Annotated in this window: 15 protein-coding genes and 1 pseudogene; all 16 read right to left on the bottom strand. The window is 33.1% G+C overall.

All coding sequences use genetic code 11. The annotated features are described in order from the left end of the window. Nucleotides 1-2 precede the first annotated feature (2 nt). A complete protein-coding gene (locus tag ACZ0AH_RS02805; protein ID WP_463474371.1) occupies nucleotides 3-1,967 on the bottom strand; it encodes a DUF3857 domain-containing protein in 1,965 nt (654 codons plus the stop codon). A 2-nt stretch (nucleotides 1,968-1,969) separates the two neighbouring features. Beyond that, the gene (locus ACZ0AH_RS02800) at nucleotides 1,970-3,976 is read right to left on the bottom strand and encodes a transglutaminase domain-containing protein (protein WP_463474370.1); all 2,007 of its coding nucleotides are present in this window, start codon (nucleotides 3,974-3,976) and stop codon (nucleotides 1,970-1,972) included. A gap of 2 nt (nucleotides 3,977-3,978) precedes the next feature. After that, nucleotides 3,979-5,991, bottom strand: coding sequence for a transglutaminase domain-containing protein (locus tag ACZ0AH_RS02795; protein ID WP_463474369.1), 2,013 nt, complete (start codon nucleotides 5,989-5,991; stop codon nucleotides 3,979-3,981). Between the two features lie 6 nt (nucleotides 5,992-5,997). Next, nucleotides 5,998-7,905 carry a DUF3857 domain-containing protein gene (locus tag ACZ0AH_RS02790; protein WP_463474368.1) on the bottom strand — a complete coding sequence of 636 codons (1,908 nt, stop codon included), beginning with the start codon at nucleotides 7,903-7,905 and terminating at the stop codon, nucleotides 5,998-6,000. 63 nt (nucleotides 7,906-7,968) lie between these two features. Beyond that, nucleotides 7,969-8,421, bottom strand: a complete 453-nt coding sequence (gene dtd, locus ACZ0AH_RS02785) for a D-aminoacyl-tRNA deacylase (protein ID WP_463474367.1) — start codon at nucleotides 8,419-8,421, stop codon at nucleotides 7,969-7,971. A 132-nt stretch (nucleotides 8,422-8,553) separates the two neighbouring features. Next, nucleotides 8,554-9,531: a ribosome small subunit-dependent GTPase A gene (gene rsgA, locus ACZ0AH_RS02780; RefSeq protein WP_463474366.1), complete on the bottom strand. Its 978-nt coding sequence runs from the start codon at nucleotides 9,529-9,531 to the stop codon at nucleotides 8,554-8,556. Nucleotides 9,532-9,837: 306 nt separating this feature from the next. After that, nucleotides 9,838-10,920: a chorismate mutase gene (locus ACZ0AH_RS02775; RefSeq protein ID WP_428231482.1), complete on the bottom strand. Its 1,083-nt coding sequence runs from the start codon at nucleotides 10,918-10,920 to the stop codon at nucleotides 9,838-9,840. A 19-nt stretch (nucleotides 10,921-10,939) separates the two neighbouring features. Then, nucleotides 10,940-11,797: a prephenate dehydrogenase gene (locus ACZ0AH_RS02770; RefSeq protein ID WP_463474365.1), complete on the bottom strand. Its 858-nt coding sequence runs from the start codon at nucleotides 11,795-11,797 to the stop codon at nucleotides 10,940-10,942. 258 nt (nucleotides 11,798-12,055) lie between these two features. Next, complete coding sequence (locus ACZ0AH_RS02765; protein ID WP_463474364.1) at nucleotides 12,056-13,201, bottom strand: pyridoxal phosphate-dependent aminotransferase; 1,146 nt, start codon at nucleotides 13,199-13,201, stop codon at nucleotides 12,056-12,058. A gap of 66 nt (nucleotides 13,202-13,267) precedes the next feature. Then, nucleotides 13,268-14,107 (bottom strand): prephenate dehydratase, encoded by an 840-nt coding sequence (locus ACZ0AH_RS02760; protein WP_463474363.1) that lies wholly within the window; start codon nucleotides 14,105-14,107, stop codon nucleotides 13,268-13,270. Nucleotides 14,108-14,470: 363 nt separating this feature from the next. After that, nucleotides 14,471-14,770 (bottom strand): type II toxin-antitoxin system RelE/ParE family toxin, encoded by a 300-nt coding sequence (locus ACZ0AH_RS02755; RefSeq protein ID WP_463474362.1) that lies wholly within the window; start codon nucleotides 14,768-14,770, stop codon nucleotides 14,471-14,473. After that, entirely contained in the window at nucleotides 14,770-14,976 is a 207-nt protein-coding gene (locus tag ACZ0AH_RS02750) for an addiction module protein (protein WP_463474361.1), read from the bottom strand. The genes ACZ0AH_RS02755 and ACZ0AH_RS02750 overlap by 1 nt, the downstream gene beginning before the upstream one ends. 153 nt (nucleotides 14,977-15,129) lie before the next feature. After that, entirely contained in the window at nucleotides 15,130-16,296 is a 1,167-nt protein-coding gene (locus ACZ0AH_RS02745) for a DUF1501 domain-containing protein (protein WP_463474360.1), read from the bottom strand. 12 nt (nucleotides 16,297-16,308) lie between these two features. Next, nucleotides 16,309-17,706, bottom strand: a complete 1,398-nt coding sequence (locus ACZ0AH_RS02740; RefSeq protein WP_463474359.1) for a DUF1800 domain-containing protein — start codon at nucleotides 17,704-17,706, stop codon at nucleotides 16,309-16,311. A 163-nt stretch (nucleotides 17,707-17,869) separates the two neighbouring features. Then, entirely contained in the window at nucleotides 17,870-19,156 is a 1,287-nt protein-coding gene (locus ACZ0AH_RS02735; protein WP_463474358.1) for a reverse transcriptase domain-containing protein, read from the bottom strand. A gap of 660 nt (nucleotides 19,157-19,816) precedes the next feature. Further along, a pseudogene (locus ACZ0AH_RS02730) lies at nucleotides 19,817-22,212 on the bottom strand (ribonucleoside-diphosphate reductase subunit alpha). Nucleotides 22,213-22,222: the final 10 nt, after the last annotated feature.

Genomic DNA, 22,222 nt, shown 5'->3' with positions numbered 1-22,222 from the left:
GTTTATATTCTTTTTAAAACTATTTTTTCATTTTGAATGGCAATTACTTTCTGGAAAAGATCTTTTAGTCCGCCATATTGATCTGCCGCAAACATACTGTTGTTAATCAATCTTGAACAGCTAATCTGGATTTTGTTTTCGACTTTTAAAATATCCAAAACAAAAACAATCTCTTTATTTTCTGATGAAATCTGAATAGGTTTTGGCATTGATTCTACTTCATAACCTACAGGGATTTCTACGTTTATAATAATTTTATTTTCTGTAGGATAACCAAAATAAATTGGCATTTGCCTCTTTTCCTGATTAAACGGATTTTTAGTCTGAGTTAAAAACAATAACGGATTAAAAAATATCTTATCGCCAATAATCTCCGAATGGTTTTCTTCTGTAAAAGAAAATGTTTCTAAAACAGGTTCGGCAAGATTTTCTTTTTTATTTTCGATTTTATAATCGTATAGCTGTAAACCTCCTAATTCTTCTTCTAATTTTTCAAGATACGTTTCTTCGTTTTTATTGTCATTCTCAAGCCTGAAATTATAAGCCTGATAATCTGCTCTTTGAATTTTGGCTTTGCCATTCATTTTTCCTAAAGCATCTATTTTTACCAGAACGTTTGTATATTCTTTGGATGGTTTGACTGGTATTAAATCTATTTCCTGCGAAGTGCCGTCTTTTTTTATTAATCTTCCTTTCCAGTTTAATACGTTTAACGGTAATATATTTGGTGAAGTAAATTTATGTGATGCATCCAGAAGTATTTGTTTCCCGTCAATTTCTGCGGAAGCTATAACATAATTAAAGCCCGTTTTTGTGGGATAAATTGGTATTCCGTTTTCAATCGTACTTACTAAAACCGGATTTGCTTCTATGCCTGCTAATTTTAGCATATTTATCAATATAAAATTGATTTCGGCAACGTTTCCAATCTTATCTTTATACGCTTTTACAATTCCTTTATTCGAATAATAACCGTTTTCTCCATCCCAATTCATCTTGTTTTGAAGGAAATTAAAAATGATATTTAATTTCTGGTTTTGAGATTCAGCATTTATTATTAATTGTTTTACATCTTCAGCTAAAAAATCTTTTTCTTCAAGTTCTTTGCCAAAACTTTCGCTTATAAAAATCAATTTTACTATTGCCTCCCAAGGATTTTTATAGTCTTCATAGGTTACATTTGGAAACCTTTTTCCTTCTAATTCGTTGTGTATAGAACTTAAGTAATTGTTTATGTTATCGACATACTTTTCTTCATGAAGTGCAGGAATATTGAAGGCTGTGTAAGTTGTATTAATTATTTTAAAAATTTCCGGATATATTTCTTTGCTTTCTGTTATATAGGATTTATTTTCGACTTTATTATATCCTATTAATAGTGTTTTGTAAATATAATATTCTGGAATTTCCGTTTTATATTCAGCATAATTAACCGGAATATCAAATTGGAAATCGAAATCCGGAAGGCGGATTAACATCTCTCTTTTTAAAATATATTTGAACTCTATTATGGAACCCACTTTTACATTTGGCAACGTAATTACTGCCTCATTCCAGTATTTATTTTTTTTGGCTTTAAAATTACCTTCGTCCTTTAATTTTGTCTTAACGATGACGCCATTTTCAAGATTGTAAGTAATCGCATCCGAAAATTTAACTACATCATCGTTCAAACCATCGTAACCAACAAAATAAGCTACCTTTTGGTTCGCCCAGCTTAAGCCTTCTTTTTTATAAATTTTGATTTTAAATTCATAAACATTATTCGAAACAAAACCTGATGGATTATGAGTAAAAAAAGTTCTTCCTTTTTTAAATAGAATTGCAGAGGGTGCGGTTGTATCTTTTGGATTTGATTTTTCTTGTAATTCCGCAATAGTTACATTTCCTAATTCATGACTTTGAGCAATACTTTTAGTAAAACTCGAAACCATAAAAAATAAAACAACTACGAAACGTAATGGCATCTTTATATTCTTTTTAAAACTATTTTTTCAGATTCTTTAGCGATCATTCCTGCGTAATATTCTTTTAGCATTTCATATTTCTCTGCAGAAACAATTGCTTCGTTGATTTGATGCGAAACATTTAACTGAAGTGAATTTCCATTTGAAGCAATAGTAAACTTAAAACTTCCTAAATTATCTTCCATATTGTAAACCACTGGTGCAGGTAAAGTTTCAACCGCAAAACCTTCAGGAATCTGAATGGTGATATTGTATTTGTTTAAATTTGGGTAACTAAAATCTATCGGATATTCACGTACTTCCTGCTTAAAAGGATTTTTATCGTTTGTAAAAAACAACATCGGGTTCACATATATTTTACCGCCAATTACTTCACACAAATTATTTCCTGTAAACGAATATGATTCTATGGTTGGCTGTAAAATTTCATTTTCATTTTTTCTGGTATATTCGCTAATTTCAATTTTATTGTTTTCATTTTCGAGTTTTTCCAGATACTCTTCTTCCTTTAAACTATTCATTTTACGTCTGGTAACCATCGCATTATAATCCGTACATTGTCTTCTGGTTTTTCCTGTAATTTTTCCTTCCGCGTCAATACTATAATTCATAAAAACATTATCATTTGATACTGTGTCCGGCATTAAATCTATTTTGTCTGATGTACCGTCTTTTCTAATTAATCTTCCTGACCAGTTTAAATCTCTTAAAGGCAAAATGTTTGGTGTTGAATATGGATCACTCGCATCAAGTAAAATATATCCTTGTGGAGTTTCAACTGCAGCAATTACATAATTAAAAGCATTTCTGTTTGGGTATAAAGCGATGCCGTTCGCACGCGTACTTACTAAAACCGGATTTGCTGTTAAACCAGAATAACGCAACATAGCAGTAAGCATTAAATTAATGTCGGCAATATTTCCTGATTTTTCTTTGTATGCTTTTTTAACTCCGCTATCACAGCTATATCCATAATAACCATTCCATTTCACATTGGCTTTTACATGATTAAAAATGTCCCATATTTTTTCTTCCAAAGTATTTTTTCCTGCAAGCAACACTTTTAAATCATCTTCAAAATAACCTGTTTTATTTAGTTCAGGACCAAAATCATCATATTCGTAAATTGTCGTTACAACCGAATTCCAGTCTGTAGCAAACTCTTTCATAGGAGAATTGGGAAATTTCATCAATGATAACTCATGTGAAACTGATGCGGTATAATTATAAATACTATTTACATAATCCTCTTCTTTCATTGCAGGCAAATCAACCGCTTTGTATGTAGTTTGATTTTCAATATAATCTAAATCTGCTGTAAAATTATTCGGTTTGGATAGTCCAACGCGCTGCTCTTTATTGGTAAAAGTAAAAGATTTAGGATTTTTCTGCGTCGTTATTTTAGGATAAACATATCCTTTTTGTCTTGAATTAAAAACATAATATTCCGGTATGAAAGTGGAGAATTCAGAATAATTTACCGGAATAGAGGTTTGAAAATCCCATTCTCTAATGATTTTTTCACTAGGACATTTAATCGTATATCTAAATTCTATTACAGATCCTTCTTTAACATTAGGCATTGTAATCTTTTTTTGACCCTTGATTTTATTCAATATTTCGTCAAAAATACCGTCACTTTTTAGCTTTGTTTTTTCGATTTTGCCATTCACCAAATTATAGGTAAACGCATCTGTAAAAAAAACATTTTCCTTTAAGTAAGTTGCATTATAATACCATACTTTTTGATTAGCCCAATCGTAACCTTCTTTTTTATAAATCTTAATTCTGGTTTCAACATCTGTTAAGGTAATAAATCCGTCTTTCTGATCATATTCAATTCTAGATTCTCCTTTTTTATAAAGTATGGCAGCAACTGCTGATGAATCTTTTGGATGCACTTTTTGCTGAAGCTCAGCAATACTAACCTTTCCCAGTTCAAATTTTTGAGCCTTCCCTGAAATATAAAAAAATAGAAAAATAACTATTACTAAACTTCTAAATTTCATACTTATATTCTTTTTAAAACTATTTTTTCAGTTTCTTTAGCTACCATTCCTTTATAATATTCTTTTAGCATTTCGTATTTTTCAGTAGAAACTATCGCTTCATTAATTTGGTGCAAAATATTTACCTGAAGTATATTACCACTTGCCGCAATATTAAATTTAAAACTCCCTAAATTGTCTTCCATATTGTAAGCTACTGGCGCTGGTAGGGTTTCAACCATGAATCCTTCCGGAATTTGAATCGTAATATTGTATTTGTCTACATACGGATAACTAAAATCTACCGGATATTCACGCGTTTCCTGTTTAAAAGGATTTTTATCGTTTGTAAAAAACAACATTGGATTTACATATATTTTACCTCCAATTACTTCGCATAAATTATTTCCGGTAAAAGAATAAGTTTCCATAGTTGGCAATAAAACATCTTTTTCATTTGCTCTTGTGTACTCGCTAATCTCGATTTTATTGTTTTCATTTTCGAGTTTTTCTAAGTATGCATCCTCTTTTACACCATCAATATTATCTCTTGTAATCATCGCGTTATAATCTGTGCATTGTCTTCTGGTTTTTCCCGTAATTTTTCCTTCCGGATCAATACTATAATTCATAAAAACGGCATCAGTAGATGGTTTGGCCGGCATTAAATCTATTTCTTGCGATGTACCGTCTTTTCTAATTAATCTTCCTGACCAGTTTAAAACTCTTAAAGGCAGGATATTTGGTGTTGAAAATTTTTCAGTTGCATCAAGCAAAATATTTCCGTTTGGAGTTTCAACTGCAGCAATTACATAATTAAAAGCATTTCTGTTTGGGAATAAAGCGATTCCGTTAGCGCGCGTGCTTACCAAAACCGGATTTGCTGTTAAACCGGAATAACGTAACATGGCTGTCAGCATCAAATTGATATCGGCAACATTTCCTGTTTTTTCTTTATATGCTTTTCTAACTCCGGCATCACAGCTATATCCCATATAGTCATTCCACTTTACGTTAGCTTTTACATGATTAAAAATCGCCCATATTTTTTCTTCAGGAGTATTTTTTCCTGTAAGCAATACTTTTAAATCATCTTCAAAATAACCTGTTTTATTTAATTCTGGTCCAAAATCATCATATTCATAAATTGTTCTAACAACTGAATTCCAATCTGTTGAATATTCTTTCATTGCAGAACTTGGAAATTTCGTCAAAGACAATTCATATTGAACACTTGAAGTATAATTATCAATATTATTTACGAATGCCTCATCTTTCATAGCCGGAAAATCTACCGCTTTGTAAGTAGTTTGGTTCTCCAGATAATCTAATTTACTAGTTGAATAAGTAGTAGTCGAAACATTTCCATTAGATCTTTCCTTATCTGTAAAAGTTATGGATTTTGGATTTTTTTGAGTAATCATTTTAGGAAAAACATACCCTTTTTGTCTTGAATTAAAAACATAATATTCCGGTATAAAAGTGGAGAATTCAGAATAATTTACCGGAATAGAGGTTTGAAAATCCCACTCTCTAATGATTCTGTCACTCGGACATTTAATCGTATATCTAAATTCTATTACAGATCCTTCTTTAACATTAGGCATTGTAATCTTTTTTTGCCCTCGGTATTTATTAAGAACTTCATCAAAAATACCATCACTTTTTAGCTTTGTTTTTTCGATTTTACCATTCACCAAATTATAGGTAACGGCGTCTGTAAAAAAAACACGTTCTTTTAGATTAGTCTGATTGTAATACCATACTTTTTGATTTGCCCAATCGTAACCTTCTTTTTTATAAATCTTGATTCTGGTTTCAACATCCGTTAAGGTAACAAATCCATCAGTCTGATCGTATTCAATTCTGGTTTCTCCTCTTTTGTATAAAACCGCAGCAACCGCAGCAGAATCTTTTGGATGCACTTTTTGTTCTAATTCGGCGATGGATACTTTTCCTAATTTAAACTCCTGCGCTGTTACATTTGAGATAAATAACAGTAGAATTGACAGGCTAAAAAGTTTAATTAATTTCATTGGGTATTAGTTCTTGGTTAGTATAATTTTGGCATTATCGTTTCTTGACACTTGCTCCATAAAAAGGCGGTATTCATCATATTCTTTGTTAGAATATTTTCCTTTATTTAAAAACATGGTGCGTTTGTAAGTCAGTTTATTGTTTTCTTTTTTGATGATTTCGGTTTTGTATTCGCCAAATTTTCCTTTTAATTCAAAGTTCGAAGGCAAAAATTCAATGGTAAAACCTGAAGGCAAATTAATTTCGATTTCATCTGAATCTAAATAACCACGCTGAATCTGAAATGGGTTTTTTCTATTTCTGATGCGCTTTACACTTCCGGTATTTTGATTGAAAGCATCAATTGGAAAAATCATTTTATTAGCTGAAATCGCTCCGTAATTAATCGCACTTAATTGAACATCTTCCGTAAAACGAATATTTTCTTTATCGTTTGTAAAAGTTATTTTTCCGAGTTTCAAATTATTGATATTATCCCAGTATTCTTTATAATGTGCTTCTTTTTCGGTTGGCTGCAAAGATTCTATTTGTGATTTTCTATTATACTGAGAACCTTCTGAAATAATAGATACTGAGCCTGAAAAATTTCCTTTTTCATCGATAGTGTAAACGCCTTTATCGTTTTGAGTATTTCCTTTATCAGCATAAATAGTCGTTCTAACAATTACACCACCTTCCGGTTTAACGACTAAAACATCTCTATCGTCTGTAAAAGTTCCCTGATATCCAAAAGGATCATCCTGACTTGTACATTCTAAAAAAGTATATTTTTCTCCATTTGGAATTGCCAATATCATATGATTTCCCTGCATCGAAACAAAATCAGACTGAATATTTGATTTGTAGCGATCTCCATATAAAATAGTATTATAAGAAGGAACATCGACTGCCTGTAAAAGTGCTTTGGTATAATTAGACAATGCTTTACAATCCCCATATCCCAAACGGTCTACATCGGCGGCAAGCATAGGTTTCCAGCCACCAATACCAACTGCAATATTTACATATCTCGATTTTTTCTGAACATAATCATAAATGATTTTTGCTTTTTTAACAGGATCTTTTTCATCGCCAACCAATGCTTTTATTTTGGCTTTGGTTTCTTCGGGCAAAACCGTAGTTCCACTAAGAATTTTTTCGCTGTACCATTTTCCAAATGCTTCCCATGTAGTAGCCGTTCCATCTACACCTTCAAGATGAAAGTGTTCTAAACCCATCATAACTTTAGGAAAAAGATCATCTGTAGAAGGACTGTAATCTTCTGATTTTCTGGCGAAAATATTTACCGCAACATAACTCAGTTTTGTATCGCTGTCAATAGTTTTTTTAATATTGAAATCGGAGAAATAAAACTCTTTCTTTTTAAATCCCAGATCATTTGGATAAGATACATTTAAGACACATTTTTCTATACTTACATTATAATCACCCAAAAAATACCATCGCGGTATAAAAGCTGTATTCGAAGTTTCAACTTCACTATTATAAACAATCGTAAAAGGATATGAAATTGGTGTATAATCTAAAAACATTATACGGCTATCAGAAAAGAGCGTACTTCCGCTTACGGCACTTTGATCTTTAAAATCTTTTCGTTTGATTTTTTTGATTTCGTTGCCAAATGCGTCATAAACAATGGCCTCAATACTTTTTATTCCGCTTGATTTATCATAATGCTGATACGCATTAATATGCTCCAGTCCTTTTTCATTAAAAACTGTTACAATACGCTGCGATTTCAAGGTCATACTTCGCTGCGAAGCAATGGTAATATCCATTTGATCCAAACGAACTACAGCATTGGCATTTTCTTTAAGACTATCAGAAATTGTGGTTACAGGATATTCGCTCTTTTGAGCAGAAGAAATTAGGGTAAAAAGGAAAAAAAATAACGGGAAAAAAAGCTTTTTCATCAATAAGTAATTTCGCCAAATATATATTATTTTTAGAAATCCTTAACATTTGTTTATTAATATTTATTCCCGATTTTTACTGTCTATTAAAATAGTTACGGGTCCGTCGTTTAACAGACTGACTTTCATATCAGCGCCAAAAATTCCGGTTTGTATTTTTTTATTAAAGTCTCTTTCTAAAGATGTAACAAAATTCTCATACATCGGAATTGCGAACTCTGGTTTTGAAGCTTTTATATACGAAGGACGGTTTCCTTTTTTGGTAGAAGCATGAAGTGTAAATTGGCTTACAACTATAATATCGCCATCGATATCCTGAACCGAGCAGTTCATGACATCGTTTTCATCATCAAAAATTCTCATTTTAATAATTTTTCCAACCAGCCAGTCAATGTCTTCCTGAGTATCTGCATCTTCAATTCCCACTAAAATCAATAATCCTTTTTGAATATTGGCAACAATTTTAGATTCTACAGTTACGGATGCTTGTGAAACTCTTTGAAGAACAACTTTCATATTAATTGTAAATTGTGAATGGTTAATTATAAATATATTATGAAGTAAAGTTTGTGTGAAGTGAAATTAAGTAATAATTAAAAATAGAAATAAGACATACATTCATCTTAATCAATAATTAACCATTCCCAATTACTTTCTAAGTTCATCACTTGCTTTTCGATCTTCGTCATAAGAATCTGTACGATAATTTTCGTCATCGCCTTCTAAGATTTTTAAATAACTATTGTAACGCGACCAGGCGATCTCGTCTTTCTCTAAAGCTGCTTTTATCGCACAATGCGGTTCTTCTTTATGTAAACAATTGTTAAACTTGCATTGATCTTTTAATTTGAAAAATTCCGGAAAGTATCCGCTGATTTCCGAAGGTTCCATATCTACAATTCCAAACCCTTTAATTCCAGGCGTATCGATAATTTTTGCATCAAAAGATAAATCATACATTTCGGCAAAAGTCGTCGTGTGCTGACCTTGTTTACTGGCCTCAGAAATGGTTTTGGTTTTAAGATGCAAAGAAGGTTCCATCGCATTTACCAAAGTCGATTTTCCAACACCTGAATGTCCGGAGAACATGCTCACTTTACCAATCATCATTTCTTTTAATTCATCGATACCTTTCATTTCGGTCGAAGAAACACGCAGGCATTTGTAACCAATTTGCTGATACACATATTGCATATATAATTGATCGTCAAGCGTAGTTTCATCAAAAGTATCTATTTTATTAAAAACTAAAATGGTTTCAATATTATAAGCTTCGGCAGTTACCAAAAAGCGATCAATAAAGTTAAAGGTTGTTGGTGGATTATTAATCGTAATCAACAAAAATACACGATCAATATTAGACGCAATAATATGCATTTGATGCGATAGATTAACCGATTTACGAACGATATAATTTTTTCTTTCGTGAATATGGTGAATCGTTCCCGTTACAGCATCCGAAGTTTCTTCGAGTTCATAATCGACAATATCGCCTACAGCAATAGGATTGGTACTTTTTATACCTTTCATCCTAAACTTCCCTTTCATACGGCATTCTATAAAATCGCCTTGTTCCGATTTTACGGTGTACCAACTTCCTGTAGATTTATATACGAGTCCTGTCATTCTTTAATTTTAAATTGTTGTCCCGAAACTTCGGGATTAGATTTCAGATTTGAAAACTAAATCTTTGCAAAGATAAATGAATAATTTTAAACATAGCCCAAGGTTTCAACCTCGGGGATGATTATAAATTGCGTACCCGCGGTTGAAACCGTGGGGTATATAATATAAAACAAAAAATCCCCAAATCTTCTTTTAGAAGAAATGGAGATTTTGTTTGATATATACATAAATGACATAACAAAAGTTAATAGCAAAGTTTAGAAAAGACTTAAATTAACTTATATCACTTATATGGTTTTAAAAATATTATGCGTTGAATATTTTTTCCTGGTGACCAATACTTTCTTGGTGGATTGCTTTGAACATTCTTAAAACAAATTCTTCAGTAAGACCTTTTTTCTCACCTTCCAAAATCATTTTACCTAAGATTTCATTCCAACGATTGTTTTGAAGAATCGCTACGTTTGCATCTTTTTTCACCTGACCAATTTCGTCAGCTACTTTCATACGTTTCCCTAACAACTCTAATAAGTTAGCATCAAGAACGTCGATGTTAGCTCTAAGTTTTGTCATTTTTTGCGTATACTGATCTGTAGTATCATCTGTTTTTCTAATCGTCAAATCTTTAATGATTTGTTTCAAAGCGTCTGGAGTAACTTGTTGCGCAGCATCAGACCAGGCATTGTCCGGATCGTAGTGCGTTTCGATAATCATACCATCGTAATTCAAATCTAAAGCTTCTTGCGTTACTTCAAAAATCATTTTACGATCTCCGGTAATGTGAGATGGATCGATGATTAAAGGTAAATCAGGAAATTTATTTTGTAATTCGATAGCAATCTGCCATTCCGGGATATTTCTGTATTTTGTTTTTTCGTAAGTCGAGAAACCTCTGTGAATCACTCCTAATTTCTCGATTCCAGCCATATGTAAACGTTCCACACCACCTAACCATAAAGCTAAATCAGGGTTTACAGGGTTTTTAACCAAAACGATTTTATCAGTTCCTTTCAAAGTATCAGCAATTTCCTGAACTGCAAAAGGGTTTGCAGTTGTACGCGCACCAACCCATAAAACGTCGATATCATGTTCTAAAGCCAGTTTACAATGCGCTGCAGTTGCTACTTCAGTTCCCATTAATAAACCAGTTTCTTTTTTAGCTTTTTGTAACCATTTTAAACCAATTTCTCCAACACCTTCAAATCCTCCCGGACGCGTTCTTGGTTTCCAGATTCCTGCTCTGAATACACTAACTTTTGAATCTTTCAATTCATGCGCAATTTTCAATACCTGATCTTCTGTTTCTGCACTACATGGTCCTGCTATCACAAGTGGGTGATTTAAATTGAAATCATCTAACCACTTTCTCATTTGTTTGTTATTTTCCATCTTAATTTTTAGTTTATTTTTATTTTTTAATAGTTAATCCGTTTAATATCTCTTTAATTTTATTGGTGCTTTCCATTTCATCAAAAATGGCATTGTAATTTTCTTCTTTTAACAAATCCCTAAACCGACTCAGATTCGAAATGTATTCTTCAAGTGTTTCAATAACGTGTTCTTTGTTTTGCTTAAAAATTGGCGTCCACATTGCGGGCGAACTTTTTGCTAAACGAACGGTACTTTCAAATCCACTTCCCGCCATATCAAAAATATCCTGTTCGTCTTTTTCCTTGTTCATTACCGTTTTTCCGAGCATAAACGAACTAATGTGCGACAAATGCGAAACGTAAGCAATGTGTTTATCGTGCGAAGTTGGGTCCATATATCGAATCCTCATTCCTATTTCGCTAAAAAGCTGCAAAGCCTTTTCCTGCAATTTAAAAGTGGTTTTTTCCACCTCACAAATGATGTTTGTCTTTCCTTTAAACAAACCTCTTATCGCTGCCGAAGGTCCGGAGAACTCCGTTCCCGCAATTGGATGCGTAGCAATAAAATTTCTTCTTTTTGGGTGACTGGCAACAGCATCACAAATTGGTTTTTTAGTCGAACCCACTTCAAAAACAATTGTTTTATCTCCAACTAAATCCAATACTTTCGGCAAAACCACCAGCGCCACATCCACAGGAACCGAAACAATTACAAAATCAGCATCTCCCAATTCTTCAAAACTTCCTGCCTGATCGATAACGCCTAAATCAAGTGCTTCCTGCAAGTGTTTTTCGTTATTATCTATTCCAAAAATAGTGGCATCAGGATGATGAGCTTTGATGTCCAGCACCATAGAACCGCCTATTAACCCTATTCCTATTACGTATACTTTCATATTTATTTTTATTTGAAGCTATTTCCTGCTATCCGCTATATCTTTTGTGGTGAACCCCACCACAAAAGGATGCCGCTTCTATCAGGGCTAGGGCTTCTCGTTTTTTCAAGACCTTTAGTTTTAATTTAACCTTTCTGTCACCCTGAGCGATCCCGAGGCTTCGGGAGAAGGTCGCTCCAATTGGAACGTGGGCTTCGACTTCGCTCAGCCTGACAATCTGGACAAAAATCTTGATTCTTGATTCTAAAATCTTAATACTTAAAATCGATCTATCGCCTCTTGTACTTTTTCCTCTTTCACACACAACGAGAATCTGATATATCCTTCACCATTGCTCCCGAAGATTGTTCCCGGTGTGATAAAAATGTGTTTCTCGTATAATATTTCGTCAATGAACTTCTCTGCTGATTCGATTCCTTGCGGAAGTTTTGCCCAGACAAAAAGCCCAACTCCTTCTTTATAAACTTTGCAGCCTAATTTTTCTGCCAGTTTTTCTGTTAATTCTCTACGGCGTCTGTAAATTTTGTTTTGATCTTCGAACCAAGACTTGTCACAATTCAAAGCTGCAACTGCTCCTTTTTGAATTCCGTAGAACATTCCACTGTCCATATTGCTTTTTACTTTTAGGACTGCATCGATAATTTCAGGATTTCCTAAAACCATTCCCACTCTCCAGCCGGCCATATTGAAAGTTTTACTTAATGAATTCAATTCCAGCGCCACATCTTTTGCGCCTTCAACCTGCAATAAACTCATCGGATTATCATTCAAAACAAAACTATACGGATTATCATTCACCAATAATATGTTGTGTTTATTAGCAAAAGCAACCAATTTTTCAAATAACGCTAAACTTCCTCTCGCTCCTGTTGGCATGTGCGGATATCCCAGCCACATGATTTTTACTTTAGAAAGATCTAATTTTTCCAAAGCTTCAAAATCCGGTTCCCAGGCATTTGATTCTTTCAGATCATAATAAACCGGAACTGCTCCAACCAAATTAGTTACCGAAGTATAAGTCGGGTAACCTGGATTCGGAATCAAAACGTGATCGCCTTCATTTAAAAAAGCTAACGAAATATGCATGATTCCTTCTTTCGAACCCATCAAAGGCAAAATCTCATTATTCGGATTTAACGCAACACCAAATTGATTCTGATAAAAATCTGCCATCCCTTTTCTCAATTCCGGTAATCCCTGATAGCTCTGATAACCATGCCCGTTTTCATCCAGAATTGCTGCGGCAACCGCTTCAATTACTGCTTTCGACGGACTCAAATCAGGGCTTCCAATTCCCATATTGATGATAGATTTTCCTTCAGACTGCAGTTGACGAACTTCTCTCAATTTTGAGGAGAAGTAATATTCTTCAACTGTATCTAATCTTTTTGCTGTTGTAATCATTTTTCTTGCTTTACGCTTTAAGCTGTAAGCTTTAGGCTTTTATTTTTAACTTTCGACTTTCAAACTTTAAGACTGACTCAAAGGTTTTGTATTTTTATATTCTCCCAACACTTTAAAATATTCTGCCATTATATTTAGTACGGATTTTGCTTTTGCAAAATCTTCATATTTCTCAAACGTCACATCTACGAAAAAAGAATATTTCCAAGGCGTTTCAATTTTTGGAAGCGACTGAATTTTCGTTAAATTCAATTTGCAATCGCTCATTACATTTAGAACTGCTGCTAAACTTCCTCTTTTATGATCTAATTCAAATTTGATGGATGCTCTGTTGATTTCGCTCTCCGGTAAAAATGAATTCTGCTTTTTGATGATTACAAAACGAGTCATATTGTTTTTGATCGTTTGAATTTCCGGAGCGATGATGTCTAAATCATACATTTCAGAAGCCGTTTTACTTGCAATTGCAGCGATTCCGGTTAACTGTTTTTCCTGAATTCTTCTGGCGGTTTCAGCTGTATCTTTATCTTCAACTAATTTAATGTTTGGATATTGTTTTAAGAAATCCATACATTGCAAAATCGCCATTGGGTGTGAATGAACTTCTTTTATGTCTTCAATTTTCTGACCTTTTAAAGTCATTAAATTTTGACTAATATTTAAATAATGCTCTCCAATAATGTGCAAATTATTCTTGTCAATCAAAGCATAATTCGGAATAATTGGCCCTGCAATCGAATTTTCAATCGCCATAACTGCCTGATCTGATTTTCCTGAAAGCAGACTGTCAATTAATTCTTCAAAAGACAAACATTCATCAATTTCCACATTTTCAGAGAAATACTCTTTCACAACCTGATGATGAAACGAACCTTTTATACCTTGTATTGCAATTTTAGTTGTCATATATTCAAAAAAAAATCCTGATTTTCATCAGGATTGTATATTAGTTTTATTTGTCTTTTTAATTTTCTCAAATAACCATAGCACAATCCTTACTTCTACTAAAGAAGAAATAAAAAGAGTTGCTAAAATAAAAACGGTTAGTTGACATTTCGTTTGTGTTTTTCAATAAATTCTTTGCGAATGTATAAATTATTTTTACTGCACCAAAAAAAATATTGCATTTTATGAAACAAAAAGGGATTTCTTAACAAATTTATGATGTTTTGTATGATTATATAAAAATATCGGCTTAAAATGAGATATTTACAATTGGGTTTTTCTAAGATGCTAAGGTTTTGAGTTGCTGAGATGCTAAGATTTTATTTATAAGTTCAATCTCTTTGACCAATTTTTAGGAGAACGAGAGGTATGGAATACGCCTATAACAACAATTTCATCTTTCCCAAATCGATAATGAATCCCATAAGGAAATCTTGAAATAAACCTAATTTTAATATTTTTATATTTCTTTTGAAAAGCATCCGGATTTCTTGAAATTTCATCAAGCCCCGCTTCCAGACAAAGCTCAAAATCATAAGAAAGCCCTATTCTTTGCTCTTCGTACCAGAGAACAACATCTTCAACATCAAATAACGCTTCTTTAACAAACCTAATTCTATGCATTATCTAATCGATCTTAAATGAGCCTTAACCTCATCCCAAGTATATAGTTCCGTTTTCCCCTCTTCTAAATTTTGAATACGAATATCTAATTCTCTCTTCACATTCTCAGAAACTTCTAAATTCTCTTTAGAAACACTATCCCATAGTTGTTCAGCCAAAATAATTTTTTCAGCATTACTATATTTAGATAAATTTTTGATTTCCATATTTTCAGTATTACTATATTATCAATGTTACAAATTTAATCAAAATTACGATGCATTGGGTTTAATAAAAACGCGCATTTTTTTCGCCACGAATTCACGAATTTTAGTTTTATGTACAGTATAATTCGTGAATTCGTGGCTATTTCTCAATTCTTAAAACAATCCAGAGACCGGCTGATTCTTTATTCCAATTTTAGAATAATCGAAATTCATTTTTTGCTGTAACAAAGAAGCATACACACTTCTGAAATCAATTTCATATTTTAAATCACCATTATCTAAATCAGCTAAGTTTGGATTATTCCCTAAAATGGTTCCTTTATTATTTCCTCCAATAATAAACATTGGCGCTGCAGTTCCGTGATCTGTCCCGTTTCCGTTGTCTTTAACACGTCTTCCAAATTCAGAAAAAACAACAACCGTTACATTTTGAAGCAGTTGAACCTGTTTTAAATCCTGATAAAAACTATACAGGGCGTCATTCAAATCTGTTAATCTCTTTTCGTGAATCGCAAGTTGATTATCATGAGTATCAAATCCGCCAAGAGATGTATAATATACTTTCGAATTCAAATTTCCTTTGATCAATCGGCCAATCCACTCCAGATTTTTAGACAATTCTGTTTTAGGATAACTGATTTCTGATTTTGATTTTGCCAAAGCTTTCTGAATTTCATCAGATACTTCTGTAACCGAATTGGCAATTTTTCGAACAAAATCCAATTGTGGATTATCTGATAAGGTTACATTTTCTTCTTTATCTGATTTTACCTTAAACCGATTTGGGTCTTTTACGGTGATAAAATTAGGTTCCAATCCTTTTAAAGCCAGATTATCGATAGAATCTAAGTTAATTCCTGCCGTTGCCTGATGTCCGTTGCATTGCAAATCTAAATATCTTCCCAGCCAACCTTCATTGATATACTTATTAGAATCTGTTGCGGTTTGCCAAATTTCCTGGCTTCGAAAATGTGACCGAATAGGTTCGGGATATCCCACATTCTGAATTACGGTTAAATCTCCGTTTTGCTGCATTTGAGCAAAATCTTTTAATGACGGATGAAATGCCATTCCTTTGTTTTTCCCAATAACGGCATCTTTACTCAAAGCTATTTTAGTTCTCAAATCATAATATAACGGATTATCGTACGGAATAAAAGTATTCAATCCGTCGTTTCCGCCGTTTAATTGTATAAACACAACACACTGATCACCGATTACCAAATTATTTTGCGAACCAAAAGCATGTAAAAAATCAGGAAGCACCAGCATTCCGCCTGTAAAAGTTCCTGTAAGCGTTAGAAAATTCCTTCTGTTCATAGCTGTAGCTTTCTAAATTAATTGATATTCGGGTAGTTTTGTAATGTAGTTAAAGAGCCTTATTACTGCGAAATTGGCATGTTCCTCTTTTGGGTCAAAATCATATTTCAGTAAATTCTCCATGTCTTTTTGCATTGAGTCATTTATTTTGAATAATAATCGGTTAGACAATTCCGCAATTACCGTTTTGTTGTTTCCGTTAGAATCGAAATCAATTTTTACATCTATTTTTTCAAACTCTACTTTTGGTTTTTCACCACCATCACCTATTGAATTAAGAATTTTTCTGGTGATCCTTCTTCCGCTGCAAAGCAAATCTGATGTATTGTTGCGTTGTAAATAGATCTGCGAAGTCAACCATGAATTTCCGCCGTCCCAGCCTTTTACATTTACCTGATTGTACAAATCCATTCCTTGCTGCCTAAGAAATAACACGATTAAACCGCTATCAAAATCCTTGATTTCTAATTCTTCTATTAACTGCAAAATATAAACGAGCGGATCTTTGATTTTTGTTCCTGAATTCTCTTTGGCATATTCTTCCATGAAAATCTTTGTTAACAAGGGCTCTATTTCAAACTTTACTTTTCTAAAATAATCTCCATAATAGGTCACTAAATCTTCTGACGGATTATCATAAATAAACCATTCCAGAATTTTTCGGGTTATTAAATACGGAATGTTCTTTTGTTCGAAAATAATATCAATCAGATCATCTGCTTTCCAGTTTCCGGTTTTGCCGAAATACGTTTTATCGCTATTATCTTCAATGTTTTTTCTACAAACTGCGCCGTCATTTCCGTAATTTAATCCTGCCAAAGCTCTTGCGCCGTTTTTGATATCACTTTCAGAGTAATTCCCAATCCCGATCGTGAATAATTCCAGCAACTCACGACTTAAGTTTTCGTTGTATTTGTCTTTTTTATTGTCAACATTGTCCAAGTATTTTACCATTGCATTCGACTTCACAATTTGCCTGGTTAATTCCTTGAAATTACCAAAAGCATTTTCGCGCAAAATCATGTTGTGCTGATAAATCCAATAATTGACTTTTACTTTTTGGGAAGTCGAAACGAAGTGATTGTGCCAAAAACAAACCATATTCTCACGTAACGGAAATTCGTCGTTCCGCATTTTATCTACCCACCACTTTCTTAAGTCAAGGCCTGAATAGATTTCTTTTTTCAGAATCTTCTTTTTAGCTTCTGAATCAGCATTTTTTATGGATTCGCGAAATTCTTTAAGCTCAGAAAGTGTTTTGGGATCGTCTTCTAAAAAAGCAGGAAGTTGTTTGTCAAACGTAGATTTATAGGAATGTTTTAGAAATTTTTCTAATCCCAGTTTTTCGATTTTATCGGCTTCTTTACCTGAAAAACCCAATCGTAACGACCAAACATTGCTTTTTTTCATAACGCAGGAATTTGTTTAGCAATAAGACTCGACTTTCTCTTAAAGGTTTAATTTAAGAAAGGGTCTGAGGTTCTTAGATGCTAAGGTGCTGAGTTTTAAAATCTTTGGTACTAATTAAAACGGGGATTTTCTGGGGATATTGCAATGAATTATAGATAAAATTCTATTTTTTGTTTTCTAAATTTTCCTTATAACTTTTCGATTTTTCCCTTATTAATTTAGAAGAAAAAGGAATTCCTGAGTTTAATCTTTGTTCCTTTGACAAACAATCTTTACTCTCATTTTTATGTCTATACTTCTTCGGCAACTCCTCTAAACTTGCTTTAGTGAGCTTCCATCCATATTTATTTAAAACTAAAAATAGTTGTCTATTGATATAAAAGTCAAGCTCATCAGAATATTTATATAAATTGGCATAGATAAATGAAGATATCCAGCCATCATGAATATTAATTATTTTTTTTAAGAGTGAAAAAACGTTATAACTGATCTTGCCGTTACAAACATCTCTAATTTTAGATTTTAACCTTTCAAAATTAGCCAAAGACGGATAGATTTCTATTCCATCAAAAGTTACTGAAAGAAAAGTCAAATAATCCACATCAATCTTTAGAATTTTAGTTTTTTCTCCCTCTTCTAAACTATGAATATCTAATTTTAATTCTTTTAAAATTTCACAACAATCTACATAAGCTTTCTCACATTCTTCCTTAGTTTTACAGAGAATTACAAAATCATCTGCATAACGGACTAATTTATAATCTCTTTCAATAAGAAATTGATCAAAAGGTGAAAGAAATATATTAGAAAATAATGGAGATAAAGGATTTCCTTGTGGAATACCCTTATCTACATCTTTGAAATTGGATCTTTTTTCATCATCAAAATCTTCCAAACCTTTTAATTCCTGATTTAACGCTTTCTCTAATAATTTATTAATAGAATCATCTTGGAGTTTTGGATAAATAAAGCTATTCAACAAATCTTCCTTATTAACCGTACCAAAAAAATTTATTAAATCTGCTTCTAGAGAATATATGTAACCATTTTTATAATGTTCAATGATTTTAAAAATAGCATCTTTTGTTCCAAGTCCTTTTTGATAAGCAAAACTAAAACCATTGCTTTTTTCAATGACACTTTTAAATACATCTTCAAGTTCAATTGCAATAGATTTTAATACAACCCTATCTGAAACTTCAGGAATTTGTAATGGGCGAAATTTCCCATTATTTTTTGGAATTAAAACAGCCCTATTCGGCGAAAAAAAGTATCTGTTTTTTAATAAAAGAGATGATATAGAAGTAATTTTATCATCCTTGTTTTTTTCAAAATCTTCTATTGTTTCTCCCGAAATACCGCGAGAAGATTTATTAGTTTTATCTAAATTATCCCAGGCTTTTTTTAAAGATTCAATTGAAGATATTCTTTCTAATAATGTTTTTGACATCTTGTTTATTGATTGTAAAGACCCTTAGAATAACAGCTTGTTAGTATGACAGACTCCACAAAATAGACACAGAACCCTTTAATGAAATGAATAGCCAAACAACGAATGAAGTTCGAACTAACACTTTGGAAAGGTGTTCTTGGGCAATCCTGACGAAAGATTGAAGAGCCAATCTAAAGTCAAACGTTAACTTAAATTGAAATCTAAGCTTAAACTCCTGGACGTTAAAGACTGCATTTTTTTGGTTTGCTGGGTTTTCCCCAGTTCTGAATTCGATAGTATTTCCATAGTTTTCAAAATTAAGGTTTTTTCTGACACACATGACTTTTTTCGAAATCTTGCATGCTTTTTTAAAACTGCAGCATTCTGCCCGTCCGTCTCACTAAATAAATAGCTTGGTGCCAATGTTTCCATAGGTTTCTGTCTGTCATACACAGTGGCATCAAACGAGATAGACACAGAACCCTTTAATGAAATGAATAGCCAAACAACGAATGAAGTTCGAACTAACACTTTGGAAAGGTGTTCTTGGGCAATCCTGACGAAAGATTGAAGAGCCAATCTAAAGTCAACCAAATTAATTCAAAGAACTAAATTTTAAATTAGTCAGGTTTTTCTCTTAATAATTTAAAAGAAAAACCTAACTATATAATATAACAATTAACTCCCACACATTTCACAATCCTCAGGACCTGCAGCTTGCGCTTTCAAAAGCATTGCTTTATAATCCTCAATATTGATCTCTTCAGTTTCTGCAACTAAAGCTGGCGCTGTTTCTTCTTTTTTATCGTTGTTTAATGTGAATTTAATCGCATCAACGGCTGATTTTGTTCTTAAGTAATACATTCCTGTTTTTAAACCTGATTGCCAAGCATAGAAGTGCATTGACGTTAGTTTAGAATAGTTTGCATCTTGCATGAACAAGTTCAATGATTGAGATTGATCAATGAAATAACCTCTTTGACGTGACATATCGATAATATCTTTCATCGACATTTCCCATACTGTTTTGTACAATTCTTTAAGGTCTTGCGGAATCACATCAATATTTTGAACAGATCCGTTATGACGCATGATTTCTTGCTTCAAAGTTTCATTCCACAAACCTCTTTCTACTAAATCATGAAGCAAATGTTTGTTTACTACGATGAATTCTCCAGACAATACACGACGTGTGTAAATGTTTGATGTATATGGCTCAAAAGCTTCGTTGTTTCCTAAAATTTGTGAAGTCGAAGCAGTTGGCATTGGCGCAACCAATAATGAATTACGAACTCCGTGCTCCATTACTTCTTTTCTTAATGAAGCCCAGTCCCAACGACCAGATAATTCTTCATCTTTCATTCCCCACATATTGTATTGAAATTCTCCTTTAGACATTGGAGATCCTTCAAATGTAGAATATGGTCCTTCTTCTTTTGCCATTTCCATAGAAGCGGTTACAGCTGCAAAGTATAATGTTTCGAAAATTTCCTGGTTTAATGTTTTAGCTTCGTCGCTTGTAAATGGCAAACGCAACATAATAAAAGCATCTGCTAAACCTTGTACTCCTAAACCAACCGGACGGTGACGTAAGTTTGAGTTTTCTGCTTCTTTTACAGGGTAATAGTTTCTGTCGATTACTTTGTTTAAGTTACGAGTAACACGTTTTGTAACATTGTAAAGTGCTTCATGATCAAATTTTCCGTTTTCAATAAACATTGGCAACGAAATAGAAGCCAGGTTACAAACTGCAATTTCATCTTTAGATGTGTACTCCATAATCTCAGTACACAAGTTTGAAGAACGAATTGTTCCTAAATTCTTGTGGTTTGATTTACGGTTTGCTGCATCTTTATACAACATATAAGGTGTTCCGGTTTCGATTTGTGATTCAAGGATTTTCTCCCATAATTCACGCGCACGAATGGTTTTTCTACCTTTTCCTCTAAATTCATAATCAAGGTACATTGCTTCGAATTCTTCTCCGTAAACATCGTATAATCCCGGACATTCGTTAGGACACATTAAAGTCCATGATGCATCTTCCTGAACACGTTTCATGAATAAATCAGATGTCCACATCGCGAAGAATAAATCTCTTGCACGCATTTCTTCTTTTCCTGTATTTTTCTTTAAATCCAAAAATTCGAAGATATCAGCGTGCCAGGTTTCGATGTAAATCGCAAAACTTCCTTTACGTTTTCCACCACCCTGATCTACATAACGAGCCGTATCGTTGAACACTCTCAACATTGGCACGATTCCGTTTGAAGTTCCGTTTGTACCGCGGATGTAAGATCCTGTTGCACGAACGTTATGGATGGAAAGACCAATTCCTCCCGCTGATTGCGAGATTTTAGCCGTTTGTTTCAAAGTATCGTAAATACCATCAATACTATCATCCTGCATGGCCAAAAGGAAACAAGAAGACATTTGAGGTTTTGGAGTTCCGGCATTGAACAACGTTGGCGTTGCATGCGTAAAGAACTTTTTAGACATTAAGTCATAAGTTTCGATTACAGATTTTAAATCGTCTAAGTGAATCCCAACCGAAACACGCATCAACATATGTTGTGGTCTTTCGACGATTTTTCCGTTGATTTTCAGCAAATACGAACGCTCTAAAGTTTTAAATCCGAAGTAATCGTAATTAAAATCTCTTGTATAAATGATATGCGAATCAAGAAAAGCAGCGTTTTCCTGAATTACCTTAAACACTTCATCCGAAAGTAAAGGCGCATCTTGTCCGTTTCTTGGATTTACGTAGTTATACATATCTTTCATCGTTTCTGAGAAAGATTTTTTAGTATTTGAGTGTAGGTTTCGAAATCGCCACGTCGAGCTGCCAATTGCGCATAATCAGGATGTGCAATAGTCATAGAAGCCGCCGTTTCTGCTGCAAGATTATCAAGTTCAGATGTAGAAACTCCGTCATACAATCCTTCGATAACTCTCATGGCTACCTTAACAGGATCTACGAGTTCATTTAACCCGTAACACAATTTTTTGATTCTTTCTGTAATCTTATCAAACATTACGGGCTCTTTGTGGCCATCTCTTTTTACTACATACATAAGCTTACTA

The organism is Flavobacterium sp. AC105 (genome assembly GCF_979258495.1).
Note: the sequence above shows the minus strand (reverse complement) of the source record. Positions and strands in the feature narration are given on the sequence as shown.

Excerpts from the sequence above, each read along its gene's own strand:
- ACZ0AH_RS02745 (WP_463474360.1), bottom strand. The coding sequence starts at position 16,296 with ATGAACAGAAGGAATTTTCTAACGCTTACAGGAACTTTTACAGGCGGA.
- ACZ0AH_RS02805 (WP_463474371.1), bottom strand. The coding sequence starts at position 1,967 with ATGCCATTACGTTTCGTAGTTGTTTTATTTTTTATGGTTTCGAGTTTT.
- ACZ0AH_RS02735 (WP_463474358.1), bottom strand. The coding sequence starts at position 19,156 with ATGTCAAAAACATTATTAGAAAGAATATCTTCAATTGAATCTTTAAAA.
- ACZ0AH_RS02800 (WP_463474370.1), bottom strand. The coding sequence starts at position 3,976 with ATGAAATTTAGAAGTTTAGTAATAGTTATTTTTCTATTTTTTTATATT.
- ACZ0AH_RS02750 (WP_463474361.1), bottom strand. The coding sequence starts at position 14,976 with ATGGAAATCAAAAATTTATCTAAATATAGTAATGCTGAAAAAATTATT.
- ACZ0AH_RS02740 (WP_463474359.1), bottom strand. The coding sequence starts at position 17,706 with ATGAAAAAAAGCAATGTTTGGTCGTTACGATTGGGTTTTTCAGGTAAA.
- ACZ0AH_RS02775 (WP_428231482.1), bottom strand. The coding sequence starts at position 10,920 with ATGGAAAATAACAAACAAATGAGAAAGTGGTTAGATGATTTCAATTTA.
- rsgA (WP_463474366.1), bottom strand. The coding sequence starts at position 9,531 with ATGACAGGACTCGTATATAAATCTACAGGAAGTTGGTACACCGTAAAA.
- ACZ0AH_RS02795 (WP_463474369.1), bottom strand. The coding sequence starts at position 5,991 with ATGAAATTAATTAAACTTTTTAGCCTGTCAATTCTACTGTTATTTATC.
- ACZ0AH_RS02790 (WP_463474368.1), bottom strand. The coding sequence starts at position 7,905 with ATGAAAAAGCTTTTTTTCCCGTTATTTTTTTTCCTTTTTACCCTAATT.
- ACZ0AH_RS02765 (WP_463474364.1), bottom strand. The coding sequence starts at position 13,201 with ATGATTACAACAGCAAAAAGATTAGATACAGTTGAAGAATATTACTTC.
- dtd (WP_463474367.1), bottom strand. The coding sequence starts at position 8,421 with ATGAAAGTTGTTCTTCAAAGAGTTTCACAAGCATCCGTAACTGTAGAA.
- ACZ0AH_RS02760 (WP_463474363.1), bottom strand. The coding sequence starts at position 14,107 with ATGACAACTAAAATTGCAATACAAGGTATAAAAGGTTCGTTTCATCAT.
- ACZ0AH_RS02755 (WP_463474362.1), bottom strand. The coding sequence starts at position 14,770 with ATGCATAGAATTAGGTTTGTTAAAGAAGCGTTATTTGATGTTGAAGAT.
- ACZ0AH_RS02770 (WP_463474365.1), bottom strand. The coding sequence starts at position 11,797 with ATGAAAGTATACGTAATAGGAATAGGGTTAATAGGCGGTTCTATGGTG.